Genomic DNA, 19,073 nt, shown 5'->3' with positions numbered 1-19,073 from the left:
CGCGGATCACCGCGCCGGTCGGCGAACTGACGATACCGATGCGTTGCGGGTGCGCCGGCAGGGCCACCTTGCGTTCGCTGCTGAACAGACCTTCGGCGTCGAGCTTTACCTTGAGCGCGTCGAACGCCATGCGCAGCGCGCCGTCACCGGCAGGCTCCACGGTGTCTAGGATCAGTTGATAGTCGCCACGGCCTTCGAACAGCGAGACCTTGCCGCGCACTTTCACCGCTGCGCCATCCTTGAGCACCTGGCGCACACGTTGAGCGTTCTGCCGGAACAGGGCACAGCGCACCTGGGCGCCGCTGTCCTTGAGCGTGAAATAGACGTGGCCGGACGCCGGACGCGCCAGGTTGGAGATTTCACCTTCGACCCAGATATTGCTGAAGACATCTTCGAGCAACACACGGGCACGGCCATTGAGCTGGCTGACGGTGATGACCTCGCGATCGAGGTTCAGGCGGGCAAAGGGGTCTTTGATCATGTTCGGCATCATAGAGACATTCGTCTGCGGATGCACTGGGGAGAAGGGGGAGGTACAGGCCTCTTCACCGATTGGCGAAGAGGCCTGCAGGCGTTACAGGAACTGCTCGGCGTAGTGACACGCCACCTGCCGCGTATCCACCGGCCGGAACGCCGGTACTTCGGTGCTGCAGCGCTCGGTAGCGTACGGGCAACGCTTGTGGAACGCACAGCCCGACGGCGGATTCAGCGGGTTGGGCAACTCGCCGACGATCTTGATCTTGGGCTTGAGCGGGTCCGGTTTGATGGTCGGCGTGGCCGACAGCAGGGCCTGGGTATAGGGATGCAGAGGACGGGTGTAGATGTCTTCCTTGGGCCCCATTTCCGCCGGCCGGCCCAGGTACATCACCAGCACCTGGTCGGCCACGTGACGCACCACGGCCAGGTTGTGGGAGATGAACACGTACGCCGTGTTGAATTCCTGCTGCAGGTCCATGAACAGGTTCAGCACCTGCGCCTGGATCGACACGTCGAGGGCCGAGGTGGGTTCGTCGGCGACCAGCACTTTGGGTTGCAACATCATGGCGCGGGCCAGGGCGATGCGCTGGCGCTGGCCACCAGAGAACATGTGCGGGTAGCGCTGGTAGTGTTCGGGGCGCAGGCCCACCTGCTGCATCATCGCCTGGACCTTCTCGCGGCGCTCCGCCTTGCTCAGGGAGGTGTTGATCAGCAGCGGCTCGCCGAGTTGGTCGCCGATCTTCTGCCGAGGGTTGAGCGAGGCATAGGGGCTCTGGAACACCATCTGCACGTCCTTGCGCAGTTGCTTGCGCTCGGCCTTGCTGGCGCCTGCCACTTCCTGACCGGCGATCTGCAGCGAACCGGAGGATGGTTCTTCGATCAGGGTCAGCGCGCGGGCCAGGGTCGACTTGCCACAGCCCGATTCACCGACCACGGCGAGGGTCTTGCCGGCTTCCAGCTCGAAGGAGACGCCATTGAGGGCACGCACGACGGCATGGGGCTTGAAGAGCCCGCGCGAAACATCGTAATGACGGGTAAGGTCGCGGGCGGTCAGTACGACGCTCATCACGCCACCTCCTGATTGAGTGGGTAGAAACAACGCGCCAGGCTCTGGGCTTTGGGGGCCAGGGCCGGGCGTTCGGTGCGACAGTTGTCCCGTACGTACGGGCAGCGCGGCGACAGCAGGCAGCCCTGCGGACGGTCGTAGCGGCCGGGGACGATGCCGGGCAGGGTGGCCAGGCGCTCGGCGCCTTCGCTGTGCTCCGGAATGGCCATCAGCAACGCTTCGCTGTAGGGGTGCGCGGGAATGTCGAACAGTTGCGGTACATGGCCCACTTCCACTGCCTGACCGGCGTACATCACGCACACGCGTTGGGCGGTTTCGGCCACCACGGCCAGGTCGTGGGTGATCAGGATCAGCCCCATGTTCTGCTCTTGTTGCAGGCTGAGCAGCAACTCCATGATCTGCGCCTGGATGGTCACGTCCAGTGCGGTGGTCGGTTCGTCGGCGATCAGCAGCTTGGGCTCACCGGCAATCGCCATGGCGATCGCCACGCGTTGGCTCATGCCCCCGGACAGCTGATGCGGATAGGCATCCAGGCGGCTTTCGGCTGCCGGGATTTCCACCTTCTTGAGCAATTCCAGAGCACGCTGGCGCGCGGCCTTGCCGGACATGCCCAGGTGCTGGCGCAAGACTTCCTCGATCTGGAAACCCACGGTGTAGCTGGGATTAAGCGCAGTCATCGGGTCCTGGAAAATCATCGCCAGGTCCTTGCCGACCACCTTGCGCCGTTGCCGGGCGTTGAGCTTGAGCATGTCGTGGCCGTCGAAGACCAGCGAGTCGGCGGTGACGATGCCGGGTGCATCGATCAGACCCATCAGGGCCATCATGGTCACCGATTTGCCCGAGCCCGATTCGCCGACGATGGCCAGCACTTCGCCCTTGTCCACGCTCAGGTCCAGCCCGTCCACGACCGGTACGGCCTTGGCATCGCCGAAACGTACGTTCAGGTTGTTGATATTCAAAAGTGACATGATCGGCTCCTCAGGCGGCGTTCTTGAGTTTGGGGTCCAGCGCATCGCGCAGCCCGTCGCCCATCAGGTTGATTGCCAGCACGCTGAGCAGAATGGTCAGGCCCGGCAGGCTCACCACCCACCAAGCGCGTTCGATGTAGTCACGCGCCGAAGCCAGCATGGTGCCCCATTCCGGCGTTGGCGGTTGTACGCCCAGGCCCAGGAAACCCAGGGCTGCAGCGTCGAGAATCGCCGAGGAAAAGCTCAAGGTGGCCTGCACGATCAGCGGCGCCATGCAGTTGGGTAGCACGGTGATGAACATCAGGCGCGGCAACGTAGCCCCGGCCAGGCGCGCGGCGGTCACGTAGTCACGGTTCAGTTCGCCCATCACCGCAGCGCGGGTCAGGCGTACGTAGGAGGGCAGCGACACCACGGCAATGGCGATCACGGTGTTGATCAGGCCAGGGCCGAGGATGGCGACGATCGCCACGGCCAGCAGCAGCGATGGCAGCGCCAGCATGACGTCCATCAGGCGCATGATCGACGGCCCGAGAATGCGCGGGAAGAATCCGGCCAGCAGGCCCATGAGAATGCCCGGGATCAGCGACATCACCACCGACGACAGGCCGATCAGCAGCGACAGCCGCGAGCCCTGGATCAAGCGCGAAAGCAAATCACGGCCCAGCTCGTCGGTGCCCAGGATGAATTGCCACTGGCCGCCTTCCAGCCATACCGGCGGGGTGAGGAGGAAGTCACGGTACTGCTCGCTGGGGTTGTGCGGGGCCACCCACGGCGCGAACAGCGCGCAGAAGACGATGATCAGCATGAACACCAGGCCCGCCACGGCGCCCTTGTTCTTGGCGAATGCCTGCCAGAATTCCTTGTACGGGGAGGGGTAGAGCAGGCTCTGATCCACCGCGACCGTTTCGATTTTCGTAGTCATGGATAGGGTCTCAACGCTGATGACGGATGCGTGGGTTGGCCAGGCCGTAGAGGATGTCCACCACGAAGTTGACCAGGATCACCAGGCAGGCGATCAACAGGATGCCGTTCTGCACGACAGGGTAGTCACGAGCGCCGATGGCCTCGATCAGCCACTTGCCGATGCCCGGCCACGAGAAGATGGTTTCGGTCAGTACCGCACCGGCCAGCAAGGTGCCGACCTGCAGGCCGAACACGGTCAGCACCGGAATCAGCGCGTTGCGCAGGCCGTGCACGAACACCACGCGGGTCGGCGACAGGCCCTTGGCGCGGGCAGTGCGCACGTAGTCCTCGCGCAGCACTTCGAGCATCGAGGAACGGGTCATGCGGGCGATCACCGCCAGCGGAATGGTGCCTAGCACGATGGCGGGCAGAATCAGGTGCTGCAGGGCGTCCAACCAGGCGCCTTCGTCTTCGCTGAACAACGTGTCGATGAGCATGAAGCCGGTTTTCGGCTGGATGTCGTAGAGCAGGTCGATGCGCCCCGACACTGGCGTCCAGCCCAGGGTCACCGAAAAGAACATGATCAGGATCAGGCCCCACCAGAAGATGGGCATGGAATAGCCGGCCAGGGAAATACCCATGACCCCATGGTCGAACAGCGATCCTCGCTTGAGCGCAGCGATCACCCCCGCCAGCAGGCCGAGCACGCCGGCGAAGATCAGCGCGGCGATGGACAGCTCCAGCGTGGCCGGAAACAGCGCAGTGAACTCGGTCCAGACGCTCTCGCGCGTACGCAGCGACTCACCCAGGTTGCCCTGGGCGAGATTGCCGATGTAATCCAGGTACTGAGCATACAGGGGCTTGTTCAGACCCAGGCGTTCCATCGCCTGTGCGTGCATTTCGGGGTCGACCCGACGCTCGCCCATCATCACTTCGACAGGGTCACCGGGAATCAGGCGTATCAACGCGAAGGTCAATAGCGTGATGCCGAAGAAAGTGGGGATCAGCAATCCCACACGTCGGGCAATAAAACTAAACATCGTGCGTAGTACCTCATCAGCCGGTTAGGCAAGCCGCGCATCCGCCCGGGTGGGCGCCGATACGCGGCGTCTTTTTCTACTTCACCTGGGTGGTGGCGAAGTTGTTATTGGTCATCGGGCTTATGTGGAAGCCTTCGACGTTCTTGCGCATGGCCGAGAACACACGTGGATACGCCAGGCTCAACCAAGGTTGCTCTTTGAGAAAAATGACCTGCGCCTGTTCGTAGAACGCCGCGCGCGCTGCCGGTTCAGTGGCTTCGCGGGCCTGGCTGACCAGGGCGTCGAATTCCTTGTTGCACCAGCGCGCGGCGTTTTCGCCGTTCTTCGCTGCTTCGCAGGTAAGGTTCGGGCTGAGGAAGTTGTCCGGGTCGCCGTTGTCGCCGGCCCAACCGTAGAAAGCCAGGTCATGTTCGCCCAGTTTCAGGCGCTTGATCAACTCGCCCCATTCCAGCACGCGGATATCCAGCTTGATGCCAACCTTGGCCAGGTCGGCCTGCAACAGTTGCGCTGCGAGGCTGGAGTTGGGGTTGGTCGGGCTGCTGCCGTTGCGCGCGAAGATGGTGAACGAGGTGCCTTCCGGAACGCCGGCTTCCTTGAGCAGGGCGCGGGCCTTGTCCGGATCGTAGGGCAGGTCTTTGAGGCTGTGGTTGTAGCCCAGTAGCGTGGTCGGGTAGGGCCCCACGCCCGGTGTCGCGTTTCCCTCGCCGAACAGGGTTCGAACGAAGGTCTGCTTGTCGAAGGCCATCTGGATGGCCTGGCGCACGCGAACGTCGCTCAGGTATTTGTGAGTGGTGTTGATGGCCACATAGCTGGTCATCAAGGCATCCATCTCGGCGATCTTGAGCTGAGGATCGGCCTTGATGCCGGGTACGTCGTCTGGCTTGGGATAGACCGCCACCTGGCACTCGTTGGCCCGCAGCTTCTGCGCCCGCACGTTGTTGTCCACGGTGATGGCGAAAATCAGCGGGTCGGCCGGTGGCTTGCCCTTGTAGTAATCGGGGTTGGCCTTGAAGCGAACCTGGGCGTCCTTGCTGTAGCGCACGAACACGAACGGCCCGGTGCCGATCGGCTTGCTGTTCAAGTCGGCGGTCTTGCCGGCCTTGAGCAACTGGTCGGCGTATTCGGCTGAGTAGATCGAGGTGAAGGGCATCGCCATGTCGCGCAGGAACGGCGCTTCGGGGCGCTTGAGCACGAAACGCACGGTCATGTCGTCGAGCTTGTCGATGCTCTGGATCAGATCACCCATGGCCATCGATTCGAAATAGGGATAGCCCATGGTGGACTTGTCATGCCAGGGATGCTTGGCGTCGAACTGGCGCATGAAGCTCCACAGCACGTCGTCGGCATTCAGGGTGCGGGTCGGCTTGAAGTAGTCGGTGGTGTGGAACTTCACGCCTTCGCGCAAGTGGAACGTATAGGTCTTGCCGTCTTCACTGATGTCCCAGCTCTTGGCCAGCCCCGGCTGGATGTCGGTGGTGCCCGGCGTGAAGTCGACCAGGCGGTTGAGCACCGTCTCGGCCGAGGCATCGCTCGTGACCGCGCCGGTGTATTGAACGATATCGAAACCTTCGGGGCTGGCTTCGGTGCAGACCACCAGCGGTTTGGCACTGGCGCCCAAGGTCAGGCCGAGCAGGGCGGCTGCCACGGCAGCCTTCAGAGATAGCGTTTTCATCATTGCCCTCGCAATCGCACGTAAGCGTAGCCGCTGCCCGGGATTCGTCGAACCCCGGGCAGCGGTTGCCGATCAAAGAATCTGGAACGGAATGGTGGTGACGATGCGCAGCTCGTTGAGGCTGCCATCGACCTGATTGGCGCTGGCGCGGTGGGCACTGTAGGTCGCGCGGATGGTGCTGGCCTTCAACGGCCCGCCCTGCACGGCATACGAGGTGCCGAAGCCGTACTCGTAATGCTTCTCGCCGTCCTGGGCCTGGATGCCATCATAGCCGCCGCCCTTGTAGTGTGTGCCATCGATACCCCAGCCGCGCGCGGTGTAGACGCTGAACTTGAGGCCGGGTACGCCATAGCCGGCCATGTCCAGCCCGTAACCGATCTGGAACGATTTTTCGTTCGGGCCGTTGTAGTCGGAAAACAGCGAGTTGGCCAGGAAAATGGCGTTGGTTTCGTGCAGGTAGTCGAAGTATTCGTTGCCGTTCACTTCCTGGAAGGCCAGGGTCAGGCTGTGCGCCTTGTGCGTGGCGGTCAACGACAGGCTGTAGGTGTCGTTGTCGATGGCGCCCATCTTCGAGCTGCCGGCATCCTTGGTCTTGTAGTAGTTCAAACCGGTGGTCAGGCCCAGCACCGAGGCATCGCCCAGTTCATGGGAGGCGCCGAAGTAATACTGGTTCCACACATCCTTGACGTTGGACGCGTACAGGCTGGTGGTCAGGCTTTTCAGCGGCTGGTAGTTGAGGCCGAAGATGTTGACCTGATCGGTGGTGGTGCCGTCGCCGTACTCGGTCCTGAACTTGCTCAGGCTCTGTTCGGTTCGCGGCGAGACGCGGCTGAACGTGCCCAGGTCGAAGTCGAGGTTGTCGAACTCGGCGCTGTGCAGGCTGACACCCTCGAAGCTGGAGGGCAGGGCACGGTTGCCGATGAAGGCCAGTACCGGCGTGTTCATCGATTGGCGCCCGGCGGTCAGCACGGTGTTGGACACCCGCGCCTTGAGGTTGGCCAGGCCCGCCTTGGTCCACTGGTCGACCACATCGCCATCGTGATCGGTCAGTGTGCGGTTCCCCCCGCCGGCCACGCGACCTTTGCCCTGCTCCAGCGCCACGGTGTTGTAGGCCGCCACTTCGGTGCTGAACCCCACGGTGCCCTGAGTGAAGCCCGAGGTGTAGTTGACGATGGTGCCCTGAACCCAGGTGTCGCGGCTGCCGGTGCGTTCGGTCACGCCATCGCCCTTGTTGATGCCCCAGGTCAGGCCACGCTTGCCCTTCTCCTTGGCGAACCAGTTGCGGGTCGAGCCGGTCAGGCTCGAGTCCTCGATGAAGCCCTTGGCCTCATCCTGTGCGCTGCTGGTCTTGACGGTAAGCGGGATGAACGCCTGGCTGACTTCATCGGCCAGGACCAGGGGCGCGAACCCGCTCAACGACAAGGTGAAGACTGCTCTCTTGGTAATTTTCAACTGAAGCTCCTTACTTTTTTAGTTTTATGGCCGCGTCTTCTAGTGCGGCTGATGGCCAGTCCATGGCCCGTGATGACAGTTGCAAACGTTTGCTTGCTCTTTTTTGCCAAAAGCTCCCCAAACCCATGGCACGGTCATGGGTGTGGGGAAGGCCTGGTTTATCTAGTCGCGCAGACTCACGCCGCCAAAGTCGTTACGCCCGAACGGGCTGACCTTGAAGCCTTCAACCTTGGCGCTGACCGGCTGGTTGACGGTGGAGTGGGCGATCGGGGTGATCGGCACCTGTTGCTTGAGCAACTGCTGGGCCTGACGATAGAGCACGCTGCGCTCTTCGCGGTCGGTGACCCGCTTGGCCTGCTGGACCAGCTTGTCGTAGTCCTGGTTGCACCACATCGAGTAGTTGTTGCTGCCGATGGCGTCGCAGCTGTACAGCGTGCCCAGCCAGTTGTCCGGGTCCCCGTTGTCGCCGGTCCAGCCAATCAGCGAGACGTCGTGTTCGCCGCGTTTGGTACGGTCCAGGTACTCGCCCCATTCGTAGCTGACGATCTTCACCTTGAGGCCGATCTTGCCCCAGTCGGCCTGCAGCATTTCAGCCATCAGCTTGGCATTGGGGTTGTAGGGGCGCTGCACGGGCATGGCCCACAAAGTGATCTCGGTGCCTTCCTTGACGCCGGCGGCCTGCAGCATCTGCTTGGCTTTCTCCGGATCGAAAGGCGCGTCCTTGATGCTCTCGTCGTAGGACCATTGGGTCGGCGGCATGGCGTTGACGGCCTTCTGCCCGGCGCCCTGGTAGACAGCCTTGAGAATGGCGTCCTTGTTCACCGCCATGTCCATGGCCTGGCGCACTTCCAGCTGGTCGAACGGCTTGTGACGCACGTTGTAGGTGATGTAGCCCAGGTTGTAGCCGGCCTGCTCCATGACCTTGAGCTTGGGGTCAGCCTTCAGGCCCGCAAGGTCGGCAGGACGTGGGTAGGCGGTGACCTGGCACTCGTTCTTCTTGAGCTTCTGCATGCGCACCGAAGCGTCGGTGTTGATGGCGAAGATCAACTGGTCGACCTTCACCTGGCTCATGTCCCAGTACTGCGGGTTGGCCTTGTAGCGGATCTGCGAGTCTTTCTGGTAACGCTGGAAGGCGAACGGACCGGTGCCGATCGGCTTCTGGTTGATGTCACGCATGTTGCCGCTCTTGAGCAGCTGCTCGGCGTACTCGGCGGACAGGATGGACGCGAAGTTCATGGCGATGTTCTGCACGAACGCGGCGTCTACGGCGTTGAGGGTGAACACCACGGTGTGGTCGTCGGTTTTCTCGACCTTGGCGATGTTCTTGTCCAGGCTCATGCTGACGAAGTACGGGAACTCGGTTGGATACGCCTTGCGAAACGGCTGGTTGGGATCGAGCATGCGATTGAAGGTGAACAGCACGTCGTCGGCGTTGAAGTCACGGGTCGGCTTGAACGCTTCGTTGCTGTGGAACTTGACCCCTTCGCGCAGGTGGAAGGTGTAGGTCAGGCCGTCTTCGGAGATGTCCCACTTGGTGGCCAGCGCAGGAATGACACTGGTGCCGCCTTTTTCGAATTCGGTCAGGCGGTTGTAGATCGGTTGCGCAGCGTCGTTGTCGGTGCCGCTCGTGTACTGGGCGATGTCGAAGCCGGCGGGGCTGCCTTCGGAGCAGTACACCAGGCTGTTGGCGGCCTGGCTGAGGCCAACCTGGCCGAGCAGGCCCAGAGCAAGCATGGCGGAGCAAAGCTGGGTATGTCGCATGATAGTCCCTGTCTTGTTGTTTTCCGATCGTGGGGCGCCAGTTCCCTGGCAGGAATACGGCGGCCGCCACCAAAGGAAGCTAGTCCCATTGGACGAGGGCGTATGTCGGCGTATTCCGGTAGAGCTGTGGGAAAAATCCTGGCGTTAATGCAAGCGAATGGGCGCTGGACCTGCCGGTCCATCGCCCGCTTCCATGAGGGGAAGTGCCTGGTTCAGTCCTTCACGCCCACGCCATAGAACGAGTTCAAGCCAAAGGGGCTGATCTTGAAGTCGGTGACCTTGGCGCTCATGGGCTGGTAGACCGTGGAGTGCGCGATCGGGGTGATCGGCACCTGTTGCTTGAGGCGCACCTGGGCCTGTTTGTACAGCTCGGTGCGCTTGGCCTGATCGGGCGTGGCCTTGGCGGTCTTGATCAACTGGTCGTAGTCCTTGTCGCACCACTTCGAGAAGTTGTTGCCGTTCACCGCATCGCAACCGTACAGGGTGCCCAGCCAGTTGTCCGGGTCACCGTTGTCGCCGCTCCAGCCGATCAGCATGGCATCGGTCTCGCCGGCCTTGGCGCGCTTGAGGTATTCACCCCATTCGTAGCTGACGATCTTGGCCTTGATACCCACCTTGGCCCAGTCCGACTGCAGCATTTCGGCCATCAGCTTGGCGTTGGGGTTGTAGGGACGCTGTACCGGCATGGCCCACAGGGTGATCTCGGTGCCTTCCTTGACGCCGGCTTCCTTGAGCAGCTTCTTGGCCTCTTCCACGTTGTAACCAGCGTCTTTGATGCTCGTGTCATAGGACCACTGGGTCGGCGGCATGGCGTTGACGGCCAATTGACCGGCGCCCTGGTAAACGGCCTCGATGATGCTCTGCTTGTTCACCGCCATGTCCAGCGCCTGGCGAACCTTGAGGTTGCCCAGTGGTTCGTGGGTCACGTTGTAGGCGATGTAGCCCAGGTTGAAGCCAGCCTGGTCGGGCATCTGCAGGTTCTTGTCTTCCTTGAGCGGCTTGAGATCGGCCGGACGTGGATAGACGCTGACCTGGCATTCGTTCTTCTTGAGCTTCTGCATGCGCACGGATGCATCGGTGGTGATGGCGAAGATCAGGTTGTCGATCTTCACGTCAGCCGGGTTCCAGTAGTCCTTGTTGCCCTTGTAGCGAATCTGCGCGTCTTTCTGATAGCGATTGAACACGAACGGGCCGGTGCCGATCGGCTTCTGGTTGATGTCGGCGGCCTTGCCCTGCTTGAGCAACTGGGCGGCGTATTCGGCGGACTGGATCGAAGCGAAGCTCATGGCCATGTTCTGGATGAACGCGGCGTCGACCGTCTTCAAGGTGAAGCGGACGGTGTGATCGTCGAGCTTCTCGATGTTGGTGATGTTCTCGTCCATGCCCATGTCGGTGAAGTACGGGAACTCGGTCGGATAGGCTTTGCGGAACGGCATGTTCTTGTCGATCATGCGGTTGAAGGTGAACAGCACGTCGTCGGCGTTAAATTCGCGGGACGGCTTGAAGTAGTCGGTGGTGTGGAACTTGACCCCTTCGCGCAGGTGGAAGGTGTAGGTCAGGGCGTCTTCGGAGATGTCCCAGCTGGTGGCAAGACCCGGAATGACTGCGGTGCCGCCACGCTCGAACTGGCTCAGACGGTTGAAGACGGTTTCTGCCGAAGCATCGAAATCCGTACCACTGGTATACAGCGCCGGGTCAAAACCCGCCGGACTGCCTTCAGAGCAGAATACAAGGTTGCTCGCAGCATGGGCGAAAGGGGCGCTGGCGAGCAGGCCGGCCCCGACGATGAACGGAATGACCGCGGTTTTGAGCATGGTGGCCTCAGTTGTTGTCATTTTAAGAATGAGGGCGACCTTGTGAGTCGACCTGGCCGATACTTATGCAGGCGGCATACCCAAATCAACTGTTTGCGGTGTATCGCACCTGAAACGGTGGGACGGGCGTACACGAATGTCGCATCGATGTAAGTTTTTCGGTAGTTGAACGCATGTTCAACTACATTTGGTCGCTCAATGCACACTTATCGACCCCATTGCACCACGATGACGCACTGCAATGGGGCGTTCGGTATCACTGCGAAAGGCTGACACCATAGAAGGGCGTCAGGCCGAAGGGGCTGATGCGGAAATCCTGGACTTCCTTGCGCATGGGCTGGAAGACCGTGGAGTTGGCGATCGGTGTGATCGGCACCTGTTGCTTGAGTATCGCCTGCGCCTGCTGGTACAGCTTCACGCGTTCATCGCGATCGCTGCTCAGTTTGGCCTGCTGGATGAGCTTGTCGTAGGCCGGATCGCACCATTTGGCGTAGTTGCTGCCCTTGACCGCCGCGCAGCTGTAGAGCACGCCGAGCCAGTTGTCCGGATCGCCATTGTCGCCGGTCCAGCCATAGATCATGGTGTCGTGCTCGCCATTCTTGGCGCGCTTGATGTACTCACCCCATTCGTAACTGATGATGTTGGCCTTGATGCCGATCTTGGCCCAGTCGTTCTGGATCATCTGCGCCGACATGCGCGCATTGGGGTTGGACGCACGCTGCACCGTCATGGCCCACAGGTCGATGGTCGTGCCCTCTTTGATTCCGGCTTCCTTGAGCAGGGCACGGGCCTTGGTAATGTCGTGGGGCGCGTCCTTGATTCGGGTGTCATACGACCATTGCGCAGGGGGCAGGGCGTTCTGCGCCAACTGACCGGCGCTCTGGTAGACCGCCTTGATGATGGCCGGCTTGTCGATCGCCATGTCCAGGGCCTGACGCACCTTGAGCTGGTCGAGCGGCGGATGGGTCACGTTGTAGGCCAGAAAACCCAGGTTGAAGCCCGGCTGGCTGAGCACGCGCAGGTTGGGGTCCTGCTTCATCACGTCGATGTCGGCAGGCCGTGGATAGCCGCTGACCTGGCATTCGCCAGCCTTCAGCTTCTGCAGGCGCACCGCAGCATCGGTACTGATGGAGAAGATCAGGTTGTCGAGCTTGACGTCCTCGGGTTTCCAGTACGCCTTGTTGGCGGTGTAGCGGATCTGCGAATCCTTCTGGTAGCGCTTGAACACGAATGGGCCGGTGCCGATGGGTTTCTGGTTGATGTCGGCGGCCTTGCCCTGCTTGAGCAACTGGTCGGCGTATTCGGCGGACTGCACCGAAGCGAAACTCATCGCCAGGTTCTGCACGAAGGCGGCGTCGACCGTGTTCAGCGTGAAGATCACGGTATGCGGGTCTTGTTTGCTGACCGACTTGATGTTGGTGTTCAGGCCCATGTCGGTGAAATAGGGCGATTCCGAAGGGTAGGCCTTGCGGAATGGATGCTCGGGGTCGAGCAGGCGCTGGAAGGTGAACAGCACGTCGTCCGCGTTGAAATCGCGGGTGGGCGTGAAGTAGTCGGTGGTGTGGAACTTGACGCCTTCGCGCAGGTGAAAGGTGTAGGTCAAGCCGTCCGGGGAGACGTCCCAGGAAGTGGCCAGCCCCGGTTCGACTTCGGTGCCGCCGCGCTTGAACTGGGTCAGGCGATTGAAGACGGTTTCCGCCGAGGCGTCAAAATCGGTACCACTGGTGTACTGGCTGGGATCGAAACCGGCAGGGCTGGCTTCGGAGCAGTACACCAGCGTACTCGCGGCCTGGGCCATGGGCATCCCGGCGCACAGGGCGGCGGTAAGGAGCAGGGGCTTGAAGGCGGGGATATCCATATGGGGCCTCGATAGACGAAGGGAGGGACTCGGGGAGTGATGTTTGCGGACAGAATCCGTCCTGCGGGAGCGGATTCTGCCTTTGACGAAAGCGTCAGCCTATCAAGGCATCACGACTTCGATGACGCCGTCGGCATTGATGCTGACCTCGCTGGTGCCCGCTTCTACGTCCGGGGTCACCGGAGCCGCGTCGGCGCGAGCGGCCTTCATCATCATCGGCGCCGAGGCGTACGGGCGAGGGTAGCCTGCGCTGTTGAGGTTGAGGTTGACCACCTTGTAGCTCTTGCCGCCCAGGGCGTCGGTGGCCAGTTGCGCGCGGGCTTTGAACGCAGCCACGGCTTCCTTGAGCAGGGCGTCTTCGCTCTGCTTGCGGGTCTTGTCGGCGATGGAGAAGTCCATGGCGCCCATCTTCAGGCTCTGCAGCAGTTCGCCGGTGAGTTTGGACAGGGCCGGGAAGTCGGCGCTTTCCAGGCGCACTTCGGCGCGCTCGCGCCAGCCGGTGATGGTCTGGCCCTTGTCATCGTAGATCGGATAGCTGTTGCGACTGCCCTGGCGGACGATCACGCCTTTGACTTCGCGAGCCTGGGCCAGGGCCTTGTTCAACGTGTCGCTGATACCGGCGGCCAGCTTGGCCGGGTCGGCATTCTGCTCCTCGCTGTAGAGGGTCACGAGCATCAGGTCGCGAGGCACTTCCTGGCTGACCTCTGCACGCAGGGAAATCTGGTTGTAGCGGGCCTCGTCGGCCAGGGCAGGGAGGCTGGACAACAGGCTTGCGCCAAGGACCAGGGCGGCGCTGCGGGTGATGACGGGCATGGAAAACTCCTTGTTGTAGGTGCTGCGTAAGACTGGCCAGGCCGGATGCGGTTCCTGAGGGGGCTACATGGACAGGCCACCTTTTACGATAAACCCAAGGCCGGCACTTGCGACGCGGTCATTTGCCGCACTTTTCGCTGTCGACGCGTCGAGTTGGTTATACTTGCACCGATCCGCCTGCAGCGCTCACTGGAGAGCAAATGCTCGCCCACCCTATGCCTCTTTCCGCTTCACGCCAGAACCTTTGGCGCCTGACCTTCATCCGCACGCTGGTACTGGCCGCTCAGGCCGGTTCGGTCGGCTTCGCCTACCTCACGCACCTGTTGCCCTTGCCTTGGCTGGCGTTGAGCACCACCCTGGCGGTGTCGGCCATACTCTGCGCGCTGACCGTGCTGCGCCTGCGCTTCTCTTTGCCCGTCACCGAGCTTGAATACGCCTTGCAACTGGCCTGCGACCTGCTCATCCACAGCGTCCTGCTGTATTACTCGGGCGGCGGCGCCAACCCGTTCGTTTCCTATTACCTGGTGCCGCTGACCATTGCCGCCGTGACCCTGCCGTGGGTCTATTCCCTGGTGCTGTCCGGGATCGCCCTGGCGTGCTACACCTTCATGCTGGCGCATTTCTACCCGCTCGACGCCTTGCCGATCGGCCGGGAAAACCTGCAGATATACGGCATGTGGTTGAGCTTTGCCCTGGCGGCTTCGGTGATCACCTTCTTCGCCGCCAAGATGGCCGAAGAGCTGCGCCGCCAGGAACAACTGCGCGCGCAGCGCCGCGAAGAGGGTCTGCGTGATCAGCAACTGCTGGCCGTGGCTACCGAGGCCGCCGGTGCCGCCCATGAATTGGGTACGCCACTGGCCACCATGAGCGTGCTGCTCAAGGAGATGCGCCAGGACCATCCCCAGCCCGAACTGCAGGAAGACCTGCAGGTGCTGCAGGATCAGGTCAAGCTGTGCAAGGAAACCCTGCAGCAGCTGGTGCGCGCCGCCGAGGCCAATCGGCGCATGGCTGTGGTCGATCAACCCGTGACCGCCTGGCTCGACGAGGCCCTGAATCGCTGGCACCTGATGCGTCCCGAATCCAGCTATCGCTTCCACCGCCAGGGCCAGGGCGAGGTTCCCCATCTGGCGCCGCCGCCGGATCTGACCCAGGCGCTGCTCAACCTGCTCAACAACGCCGCCGATGCCTGCCCCGACAACCTCGAGGTCAGGCTGGACTGGGACAGCGTTGACATTTTCATCTCGATCCGCGACCACGGAGCGGGTGTTCCCCTGGCGATTGCCGAGCAGATCGGCAAGCCGTTCTTCACCACAAAGGGCAAAGGCTTCGGCCTCGGCCTGTTCTTGAGCAAAGCCAGCGTGACTCGCGCCGGCGGCTCGGTAAAACTCTATAGTCATGAAGAGGGCGGCACGCTCACCGAGCTGCGTCTGCCCCGTGGCGTCCGAGGAGATGATCGATGACTGACGAACACCAAGTCGAAGGCGAAGAACTGCCACATTTGTTGTTGGTAGATGATGACGCCACCTTCACCCGCGTCATGGCCCGCGCCATGAGCCGCCGAGGCTTTCGCGTGAGTACCGCGGGCAGCGCCGAGGAAGGCTTGAAGCTGGCCCAGGACGACATCCCGGACTACGCCGCACTGGACCTTAAAATGGAAGGCGATTCGGGCCTGGTGCTGCTGCCCAAGCTGCTGGAGTTGGACCCGGAGATGCGTGTGGTGATCCTCACCGGCTATTCCAGCATCGCGACCGCAGTGGAGGCGATCAAGCGTGGCGCCTGCAACTACCTGTGCAAGCCGGCCGATGCCGACGACGTGCTGGCTGCGCTGTCGGCCGAACACGCCGACCTCGATACCCTGGTGCCGGAAAACCCCATGTCGGTGGACCGTCTGCAATGGGAGCACATCCAGCGGGTGCTCACCGAGCACGAAGGCAACATTTCCGCCACGGCGCGGGCGTTGGGTATGCACCGACGCACCCTGCAACGCAAATTGCAGAAGCGTCCGGTTCGGCGCTGAATCTGCGGCCACCTGGTGTGCGCAATGGCCCAGCGGTGTGATCATCGTGTGGGCCTTTTTTTCGAAGAAATGCTTGTTTTGTCGGCGTGATCGATCCGTGCGCGTTGATCCATCTCCAAACCGCGTGCCGTAAACCCGGCAACGCACTTTGCTAGCAAGGATGAATGGGTGCAGTGCGGTCTATCAAAATGAAGCGATCGTAGAGTGTTTGAAGTGTAATTAGTTGTTCATCAGTTAATGTTTCGTATCAAAAGATACATAACTAAATCCCCTTGAGTTTCTCTCCTGCTTGGCTACAGTTATCTATGCGGTAGCGGAATTACTCATCAAATATTCAGTGCTGTTGGGTTTCCGCCTTTCAATCATCTCGTTCAGGAGTGATGCTGAAAGTTCATGGCGCCCTGAGACAGTTGGTCAGGACGATTGCCTTACGGCGACGACAAGTGCGTCATGATCGGGAGGTATCAACAGCGTATGAGTAATCGACATTCTGCAGAGCTATACCCAGGTGAGCCCGATCTTGAGTTTGGACTCGATAAAACCGGCAAGGTCGTTCTTGGTCGGGAGAATCCAGACTATAGTGGTACTCGTCTCTATGATGTCGTCGCAGGACCGGATGGAACGCTGTATGCGGGAGGCGTCGGTGGAAATTTCCCCAGGGATACTGAAGAATATATTGTGTACGCCGTAAAGAAAAATGGCGAGCCTGATGGGTCGTTCAGTCAAAACGGTAAATTGACTGGGCAGTTTCACAAGCAGGAAGGTGTGGATATAAAGTCCGCTATCCATAGAGTATTTTATATTGAGGCGCAAGGCAGCACGCCAGCTAAATTGCTGATGTTGGGAACAGTAGGTATCCCTATGGGCAATGATATAGGCTTGTACCCTGCCTTGGCGCGCTACACGCTGGATGGCCAACTGGACTTAACGTTCGGGGAATTGGGGACGGGGACGGCTATTTTCGCGGGGCTGGAGGGCAGTCAATGGGATAAAGGGGCATCTCATGGAGTGCTTGGGAGCGAGGCCGAAGCTGCACCGAGACCCGGCATCGTTCGCCCGGGGCCAGACCACCTCGCCGGGCTGCGTTACAATGGTCGAATCTACATCGCCCTCCCAGCTCTAGCATTTGGCCATGCGATCATCAGTTTTTTTGATGACGGACGTGTCGATTGGAGTTTCGGTACTGACGGCATATTGAAGCTCTATGATTTGAGTGCTCCGAAACCAGGCATGCCCGTAGGTGCTGAGATAAAAGCTATTTACCCGTCGGACGGGAAACTGCTGTTGGCTGGACAGCTTTATAAGGAGGGGATGGTGCCGTATGCTGGATTCGTCAGAATTACGCTTGAAGGTCTTATAGACACGAGCTTTGGACAGGAAGGTTTTCAGTTCGGGCCCGGGGTGCAATACGAGCTGGTGCGGGATGTTATCTCCGCATTCGGTAGAGACTTTTTGACTGCGGGCATGGGGCGGGATCCGGAATTCTCTAATTGCTCGGTTTACGCGATCGATCAGAATGGATTGCCTGATCCTGATTTTAATAGTGGGGCTGTACTGACTGTGCCTCCGCCTCCTTTCCCGGGCAATTATCAGCAGCTATGGGATTTCGGTGATCGTGTTTTGGCGCATGGTGTGTATCTTGAAATGCCGATGCAGTACGGACGCTTGCTATTGGCGCGGTTTCTTTCAGATGGCAATTTGGATAAAAGCTTTGGTCTGCCCAACTCGGAAGGTGAGGGGGCTGGCTGGCAGGTTTACCCTTTGGAATACATGTCCGAGATAGGGCGAATGGCTGTGGTAGACGATCGTATCTATGTGACAGGTATGATCCGTGAAGGACATCAATCTGGATTTGCGTGCGTGGTTTGTCTCAAAGCATAAGGTGCCCAGGCCCGCTTGTCCGTTATTCTGGCCCGCTCGCTCTTCACTCCGCTACCAGGGGAGAGGAGCGAGGCGAGCTCGTTATAGCTGGCTTGAGCATTTTGATTCGCCATATTTTGGCGTGTTTCGACCATCCGCCCAGGATAGATGCGTGGTCTCTCATCGATGTAGATATCTCGGTGATCGCCAACCATTGGGGCTCGTTGAGCCGTTTCAGAACTACTTCTCCCTGATCCACTGTTGCTTTATGAACTCGAGTGGCTCCACTCATAGCGTGATCGTACAACCAGCTTGGGCTATGATGTGCACCTCACCGCCCGTTTTCGAGACAACTGTTGACTATGGACAATCTGAGCGCCGCCCCACGCGCCCGTCGCAAACCGCGCAGCCTGGCCCAGGAACTGGTGGCCGTGCTGACCCAGCGTATTCTCGATGGCGAACTCAAGCGGGGCGACAAACTGCCTACCGAGTCGGCCATCATGGAAGAGCAGGGCGTCAGCCGAACGGTGGTGCGCGAAGCCATTTCCCGGCTGCAGGCGGCGGGGCAGGTCGAGACCCGTCACGGCATCGGCACTTTCGTGCTGGACACGCCGAGCCCGAGTGGCTTTCGCATCGATCCAGCGACCATCGTCACCTTGCGCGACGTGCTCGCGGTGCTCGAGTTGCGCATCAGCCTGGAAGTGGAGTCTGCCGGGCTGGCTGCCAGCCGACGTTCCGATGAACAGCTGGCGGCCATGCGCGCGGCGCTCGATGCACTGAACGAAAGCGCGGCCCATGCCAGTGATGCAGTGGCATCCGATTTCCAGTTCCACCTGCAGATCGCCTTGTCCACTGGCAACCGGTACTTCACCGACATCATGACGCACCTGGGCACCAGCATCATTCCCCGTACCCGGCTGAATTCGGCGCGCTTGGCGCACGACGACCAGCAGCACTACATGACCCGGCTCAGCCGCGAGCACGAGGAAATCTACGACGCCATCGCCCGTCAGGATTCCGATGCTGCACGTGCCGCTATGCGCCTGCACCTGACCAACAGCCGCGAGCGCCTGCGCCAAGCCCACCAGGAAGCCGAAGCCGGCAGGGTCTGATCACCCCAAAGTGATTGCCTGACACCCCGCGGTGCACCTGACGCGGCTCGCGCCGCTGCTACAGAAGCACCGCAACCCCTGTAGCAGCGGCGCAAGCCGCGTCGGCGGCCAAGGTGATTTGTCTGATACCCCGCGGTGAAACCTGACGCGGCTCGCGCCGCTGCTACAGCAGCACTGCGCTCCTCTGTAGCAGCGGCGCAAGCCGCGTCGGCGGCCAAGGTGATCTGTCTGATACCCCGCGGTGAAGCCTGACGCGGCTC

At 61.0% G+C, this 19,073-nt stretch carries 15 protein-coding genes; 4 read left to right on the top strand and 11 right to left on the bottom strand.

Annotated features, from left to right (window positions below):
- The 11 genes from B2V21_RS02360 to B2V21_RS02310 all read right to left on the bottom strand — a co-directional run.
- Positions 1 to 481 (bottom strand): exodeoxyribonuclease VII large subunit (locus B2V21_RS02360; RefSeq protein WP_286915922.1); only part of this gene is annotated, 481 nt, incomplete at its 3' end.
- Positions 482 to 574: 93 nt separating this feature from the next.
- Positions 575 to 1,543, bottom strand: coding sequence for a peptide ABC transporter ATP-binding protein (locus B2V21_RS02355; RefSeq protein WP_049861913.1), 969 nt, complete (start codon positions 1,541 to 1,543; stop codon positions 575 to 577).
- Positions 1,543 to 2,511 carry an ABC transporter ATP-binding protein gene (locus tag B2V21_RS02350; RefSeq protein WP_286915921.1) on the bottom strand — a complete coding sequence of 323 codons (969 nt, stop codon included), beginning with the start codon at positions 2,509 to 2,511 and terminating at the stop codon, positions 1,543 to 1,545. Before B2V21_RS02350 ends, B2V21_RS02355 begins: the two co-directional genes overlap by 1 nt.
- Positions 2,512 to 2,521: 10 nt before the next feature.
- A complete protein-coding gene (locus tag B2V21_RS02345; RefSeq protein WP_049861914.1) occupies positions 2,522 to 3,433 on the bottom strand; it encodes an ABC transporter permease subunit in 912 nt (303 codons plus the stop codon).
- 10 nt (positions 3,434 to 3,443) lie between these two features.
- Positions 3,444 to 4,454, bottom strand: a complete 1,011-nt coding sequence (locus B2V21_RS02340) for an ABC transporter permease subunit (RefSeq protein ID WP_049861915.1) — start codon at positions 4,452 to 4,454, stop codon at positions 3,444 to 3,446.
- Positions 4,455 to 4,530: 76 nt separating this feature from the next.
- The gene (locus B2V21_RS02335) at positions 4,531 to 6,126 is read right to left on the bottom strand and encodes an ABC transporter substrate-binding protein (protein WP_192065114.1); all 1,596 of its coding nucleotides are present in this window, start codon (positions 6,124 to 6,126) and stop codon (positions 4,531 to 4,533) included.
- A 72-nt stretch (positions 6,127 to 6,198) separates the two neighbouring features.
- A complete protein-coding gene (locus B2V21_RS02330; protein ID WP_376787117.1) occupies positions 6,199 to 7,578 on the bottom strand; it encodes an OprD family porin in 1,380 nt (459 codons plus the stop codon).
- A 162-nt stretch (positions 7,579 to 7,740) separates the two neighbouring features.
- Positions 7,741 to 9,339 carry an ABC transporter substrate-binding protein gene (locus B2V21_RS02325; RefSeq protein WP_282347851.1) on the bottom strand — a complete coding sequence of 533 codons (1,599 nt, stop codon included), beginning with the start codon at positions 9,337 to 9,339 and terminating at the stop codon, positions 7,741 to 7,743.
- A gap of 212 nt (positions 9,340 to 9,551) precedes the next feature.
- A complete protein-coding gene (locus B2V21_RS02320) occupies positions 9,552 to 11,153 on the bottom strand; it encodes an ABC transporter substrate-binding protein (RefSeq protein WP_049861918.1) in 1,602 nt (533 codons plus the stop codon).
- 256 nt (positions 11,154 to 11,409) lie between these two features.
- Positions 11,410 to 13,011, bottom strand: a complete 1,602-nt coding sequence (locus B2V21_RS02315; protein WP_286915920.1) for an ABC transporter substrate-binding protein — start codon at positions 13,009 to 13,011, stop codon at positions 11,410 to 11,412.
- Between the two features lie 102 nt (positions 13,012 to 13,113).
- On the bottom strand, positions 13,114 to 13,824 hold the full coding sequence (locus B2V21_RS02310) for an SIMPL domain-containing protein (RefSeq protein WP_049861920.1): 711 nt from the start codon (positions 13,822 to 13,824) through the stop codon (positions 13,114 to 13,116).
- Between the two features lie 200 nt (positions 13,825 to 14,024).
- On the opposite strand from B2V21_RS02310, the gene B2V21_RS02305 reads away from it, so the two are divergent.
- From B2V21_RS02305 to B2V21_RS02290, 4 genes are all read left to right on the top strand, one after another.
- On the top strand, positions 14,025 to 15,284 hold the full coding sequence (locus tag B2V21_RS02305; protein ID WP_049861921.1) for an ATP-binding protein: 1,260 nt from the start codon (positions 14,025 to 14,027) through the stop codon (positions 15,282 to 15,284).
- The gene (locus B2V21_RS02300) at positions 15,281 to 15,841 is read left to right on the top strand and encodes a response regulator transcription factor (protein ID WP_049861922.1); all 561 of its coding nucleotides are present in this window, start codon (positions 15,281 to 15,283) and stop codon (positions 15,839 to 15,841) included. The genes B2V21_RS02305 and B2V21_RS02300 overlap by 4 nt, the downstream gene beginning before the upstream one ends.
- 474 nt (positions 15,842 to 16,315) lie before the next feature.
- Positions 16,316 to 17,722: a hypothetical protein gene (locus B2V21_RS02295; protein WP_286915919.1), complete on the top strand. Its 1,407-nt coding sequence runs from the start codon at positions 16,316 to 16,318 to the stop codon at positions 17,720 to 17,722.
- 341 nt (positions 17,723 to 18,063) lie between these two features.
- Positions 18,064 to 18,813 carry a FadR/GntR family transcriptional regulator gene (locus B2V21_RS02290; RefSeq protein ID WP_049861925.1) on the top strand — a complete coding sequence of 250 codons (750 nt, stop codon included), beginning with the start codon at positions 18,064 to 18,066 and terminating at the stop codon, positions 18,811 to 18,813.
- The last annotated feature ends 260 nt before the right edge of the window (positions 18,814 to 19,073 follow it).

Source organism: Pseudomonas sp. UBA6276 (assembly GCF_002438365.1).
Lineage (GTDB): Bacteria > Pseudomonadota > Gammaproteobacteria > Pseudomonadales > Pseudomonadaceae > Aquipseudomonas > Aquipseudomonas coleopterorum.
This window is presented reverse-complemented; position numbering and strand designations above follow the sequence as displayed.

What these genes read in the sequence shown, in the direction of transcription:
- B2V21_RS02355 (WP_049861913.1), bottom strand. Translation starts at nt 1,543, where the DNA reads ATGAGCGTCGTACTGACCGCCCGCGACCTTACCCGTCATTACGATGTT.
- B2V21_RS02350 (WP_286915921.1), bottom strand. Translation starts at nt 2,511, where the DNA reads ATGTCACTTTTGAATATCAACAACCTGAACGTACGTTTCGGCGATGCC.
- B2V21_RS02345 (WP_049861914.1), bottom strand. Translation starts at nt 3,433, where the DNA reads ATGACTACGAAAATCGAAACGGTCGCGGTGGATCAGAGCCTGCTCTAC.
- B2V21_RS02340 (WP_049861915.1), bottom strand. Translation starts at nt 4,454, where the DNA reads ATGTTTAGTTTTATTGCCCGACGTGTGGGATTGCTGATCCCCACTTTC.
- B2V21_RS02335 (WP_192065114.1), bottom strand. Translation starts at nt 6,126, where the DNA reads ATGAAAACGCTATCTCTGAAGGCTGCCGTGGCAGCCGCCCTGCTCGGC.
- B2V21_RS02325 (WP_282347851.1), bottom strand. Translation starts at nt 9,339, where the DNA reads ATGCGACATACCCAGCTTTGCTCCGCCATGCTTGCTCTGGGCCTGCTC.
- B2V21_RS02320 (WP_049861918.1), bottom strand. Translation starts at nt 11,153, where the DNA reads ATGCTCAAAACCGCGGTCATTCCGTTCATCGTCGGGGCCGGCCTGCTC.
- B2V21_RS02315 (WP_286915920.1), bottom strand. Translation starts at nt 13,011, where the DNA reads ATGGATATCCCCGCCTTCAAGCCCCTGCTCCTTACCGCCGCCCTGTGC.
- B2V21_RS02310 (WP_049861920.1), bottom strand. Translation starts at nt 13,824, where the DNA reads ATGCCCGTCATCACCCGCAGCGCCGCCCTGGTCCTTGGCGCAAGCCTG.
- B2V21_RS02305 (WP_049861921.1), top strand. Translation starts at nt 14,025, where the DNA reads ATGCTCGCCCACCCTATGCCTCTTTCCGCTTCACGCCAGAACCTTTGG.
- B2V21_RS02300 (WP_049861922.1), top strand. Translation starts at nt 15,281, where the DNA reads ATGACTGACGAACACCAAGTCGAAGGCGAAGAACTGCCACATTTGTTG.
- B2V21_RS02295 (WP_286915919.1), top strand. Translation starts at nt 16,316, where the DNA reads ATGAGTAATCGACATTCTGCAGAGCTATACCCAGGTGAGCCCGATCTT.
- B2V21_RS02290 (WP_049861925.1), top strand. Translation starts at nt 18,064, where the DNA reads ATGGACAATCTGAGCGCCGCCCCACGCGCCCGTCGCAAACCGCGCAGC.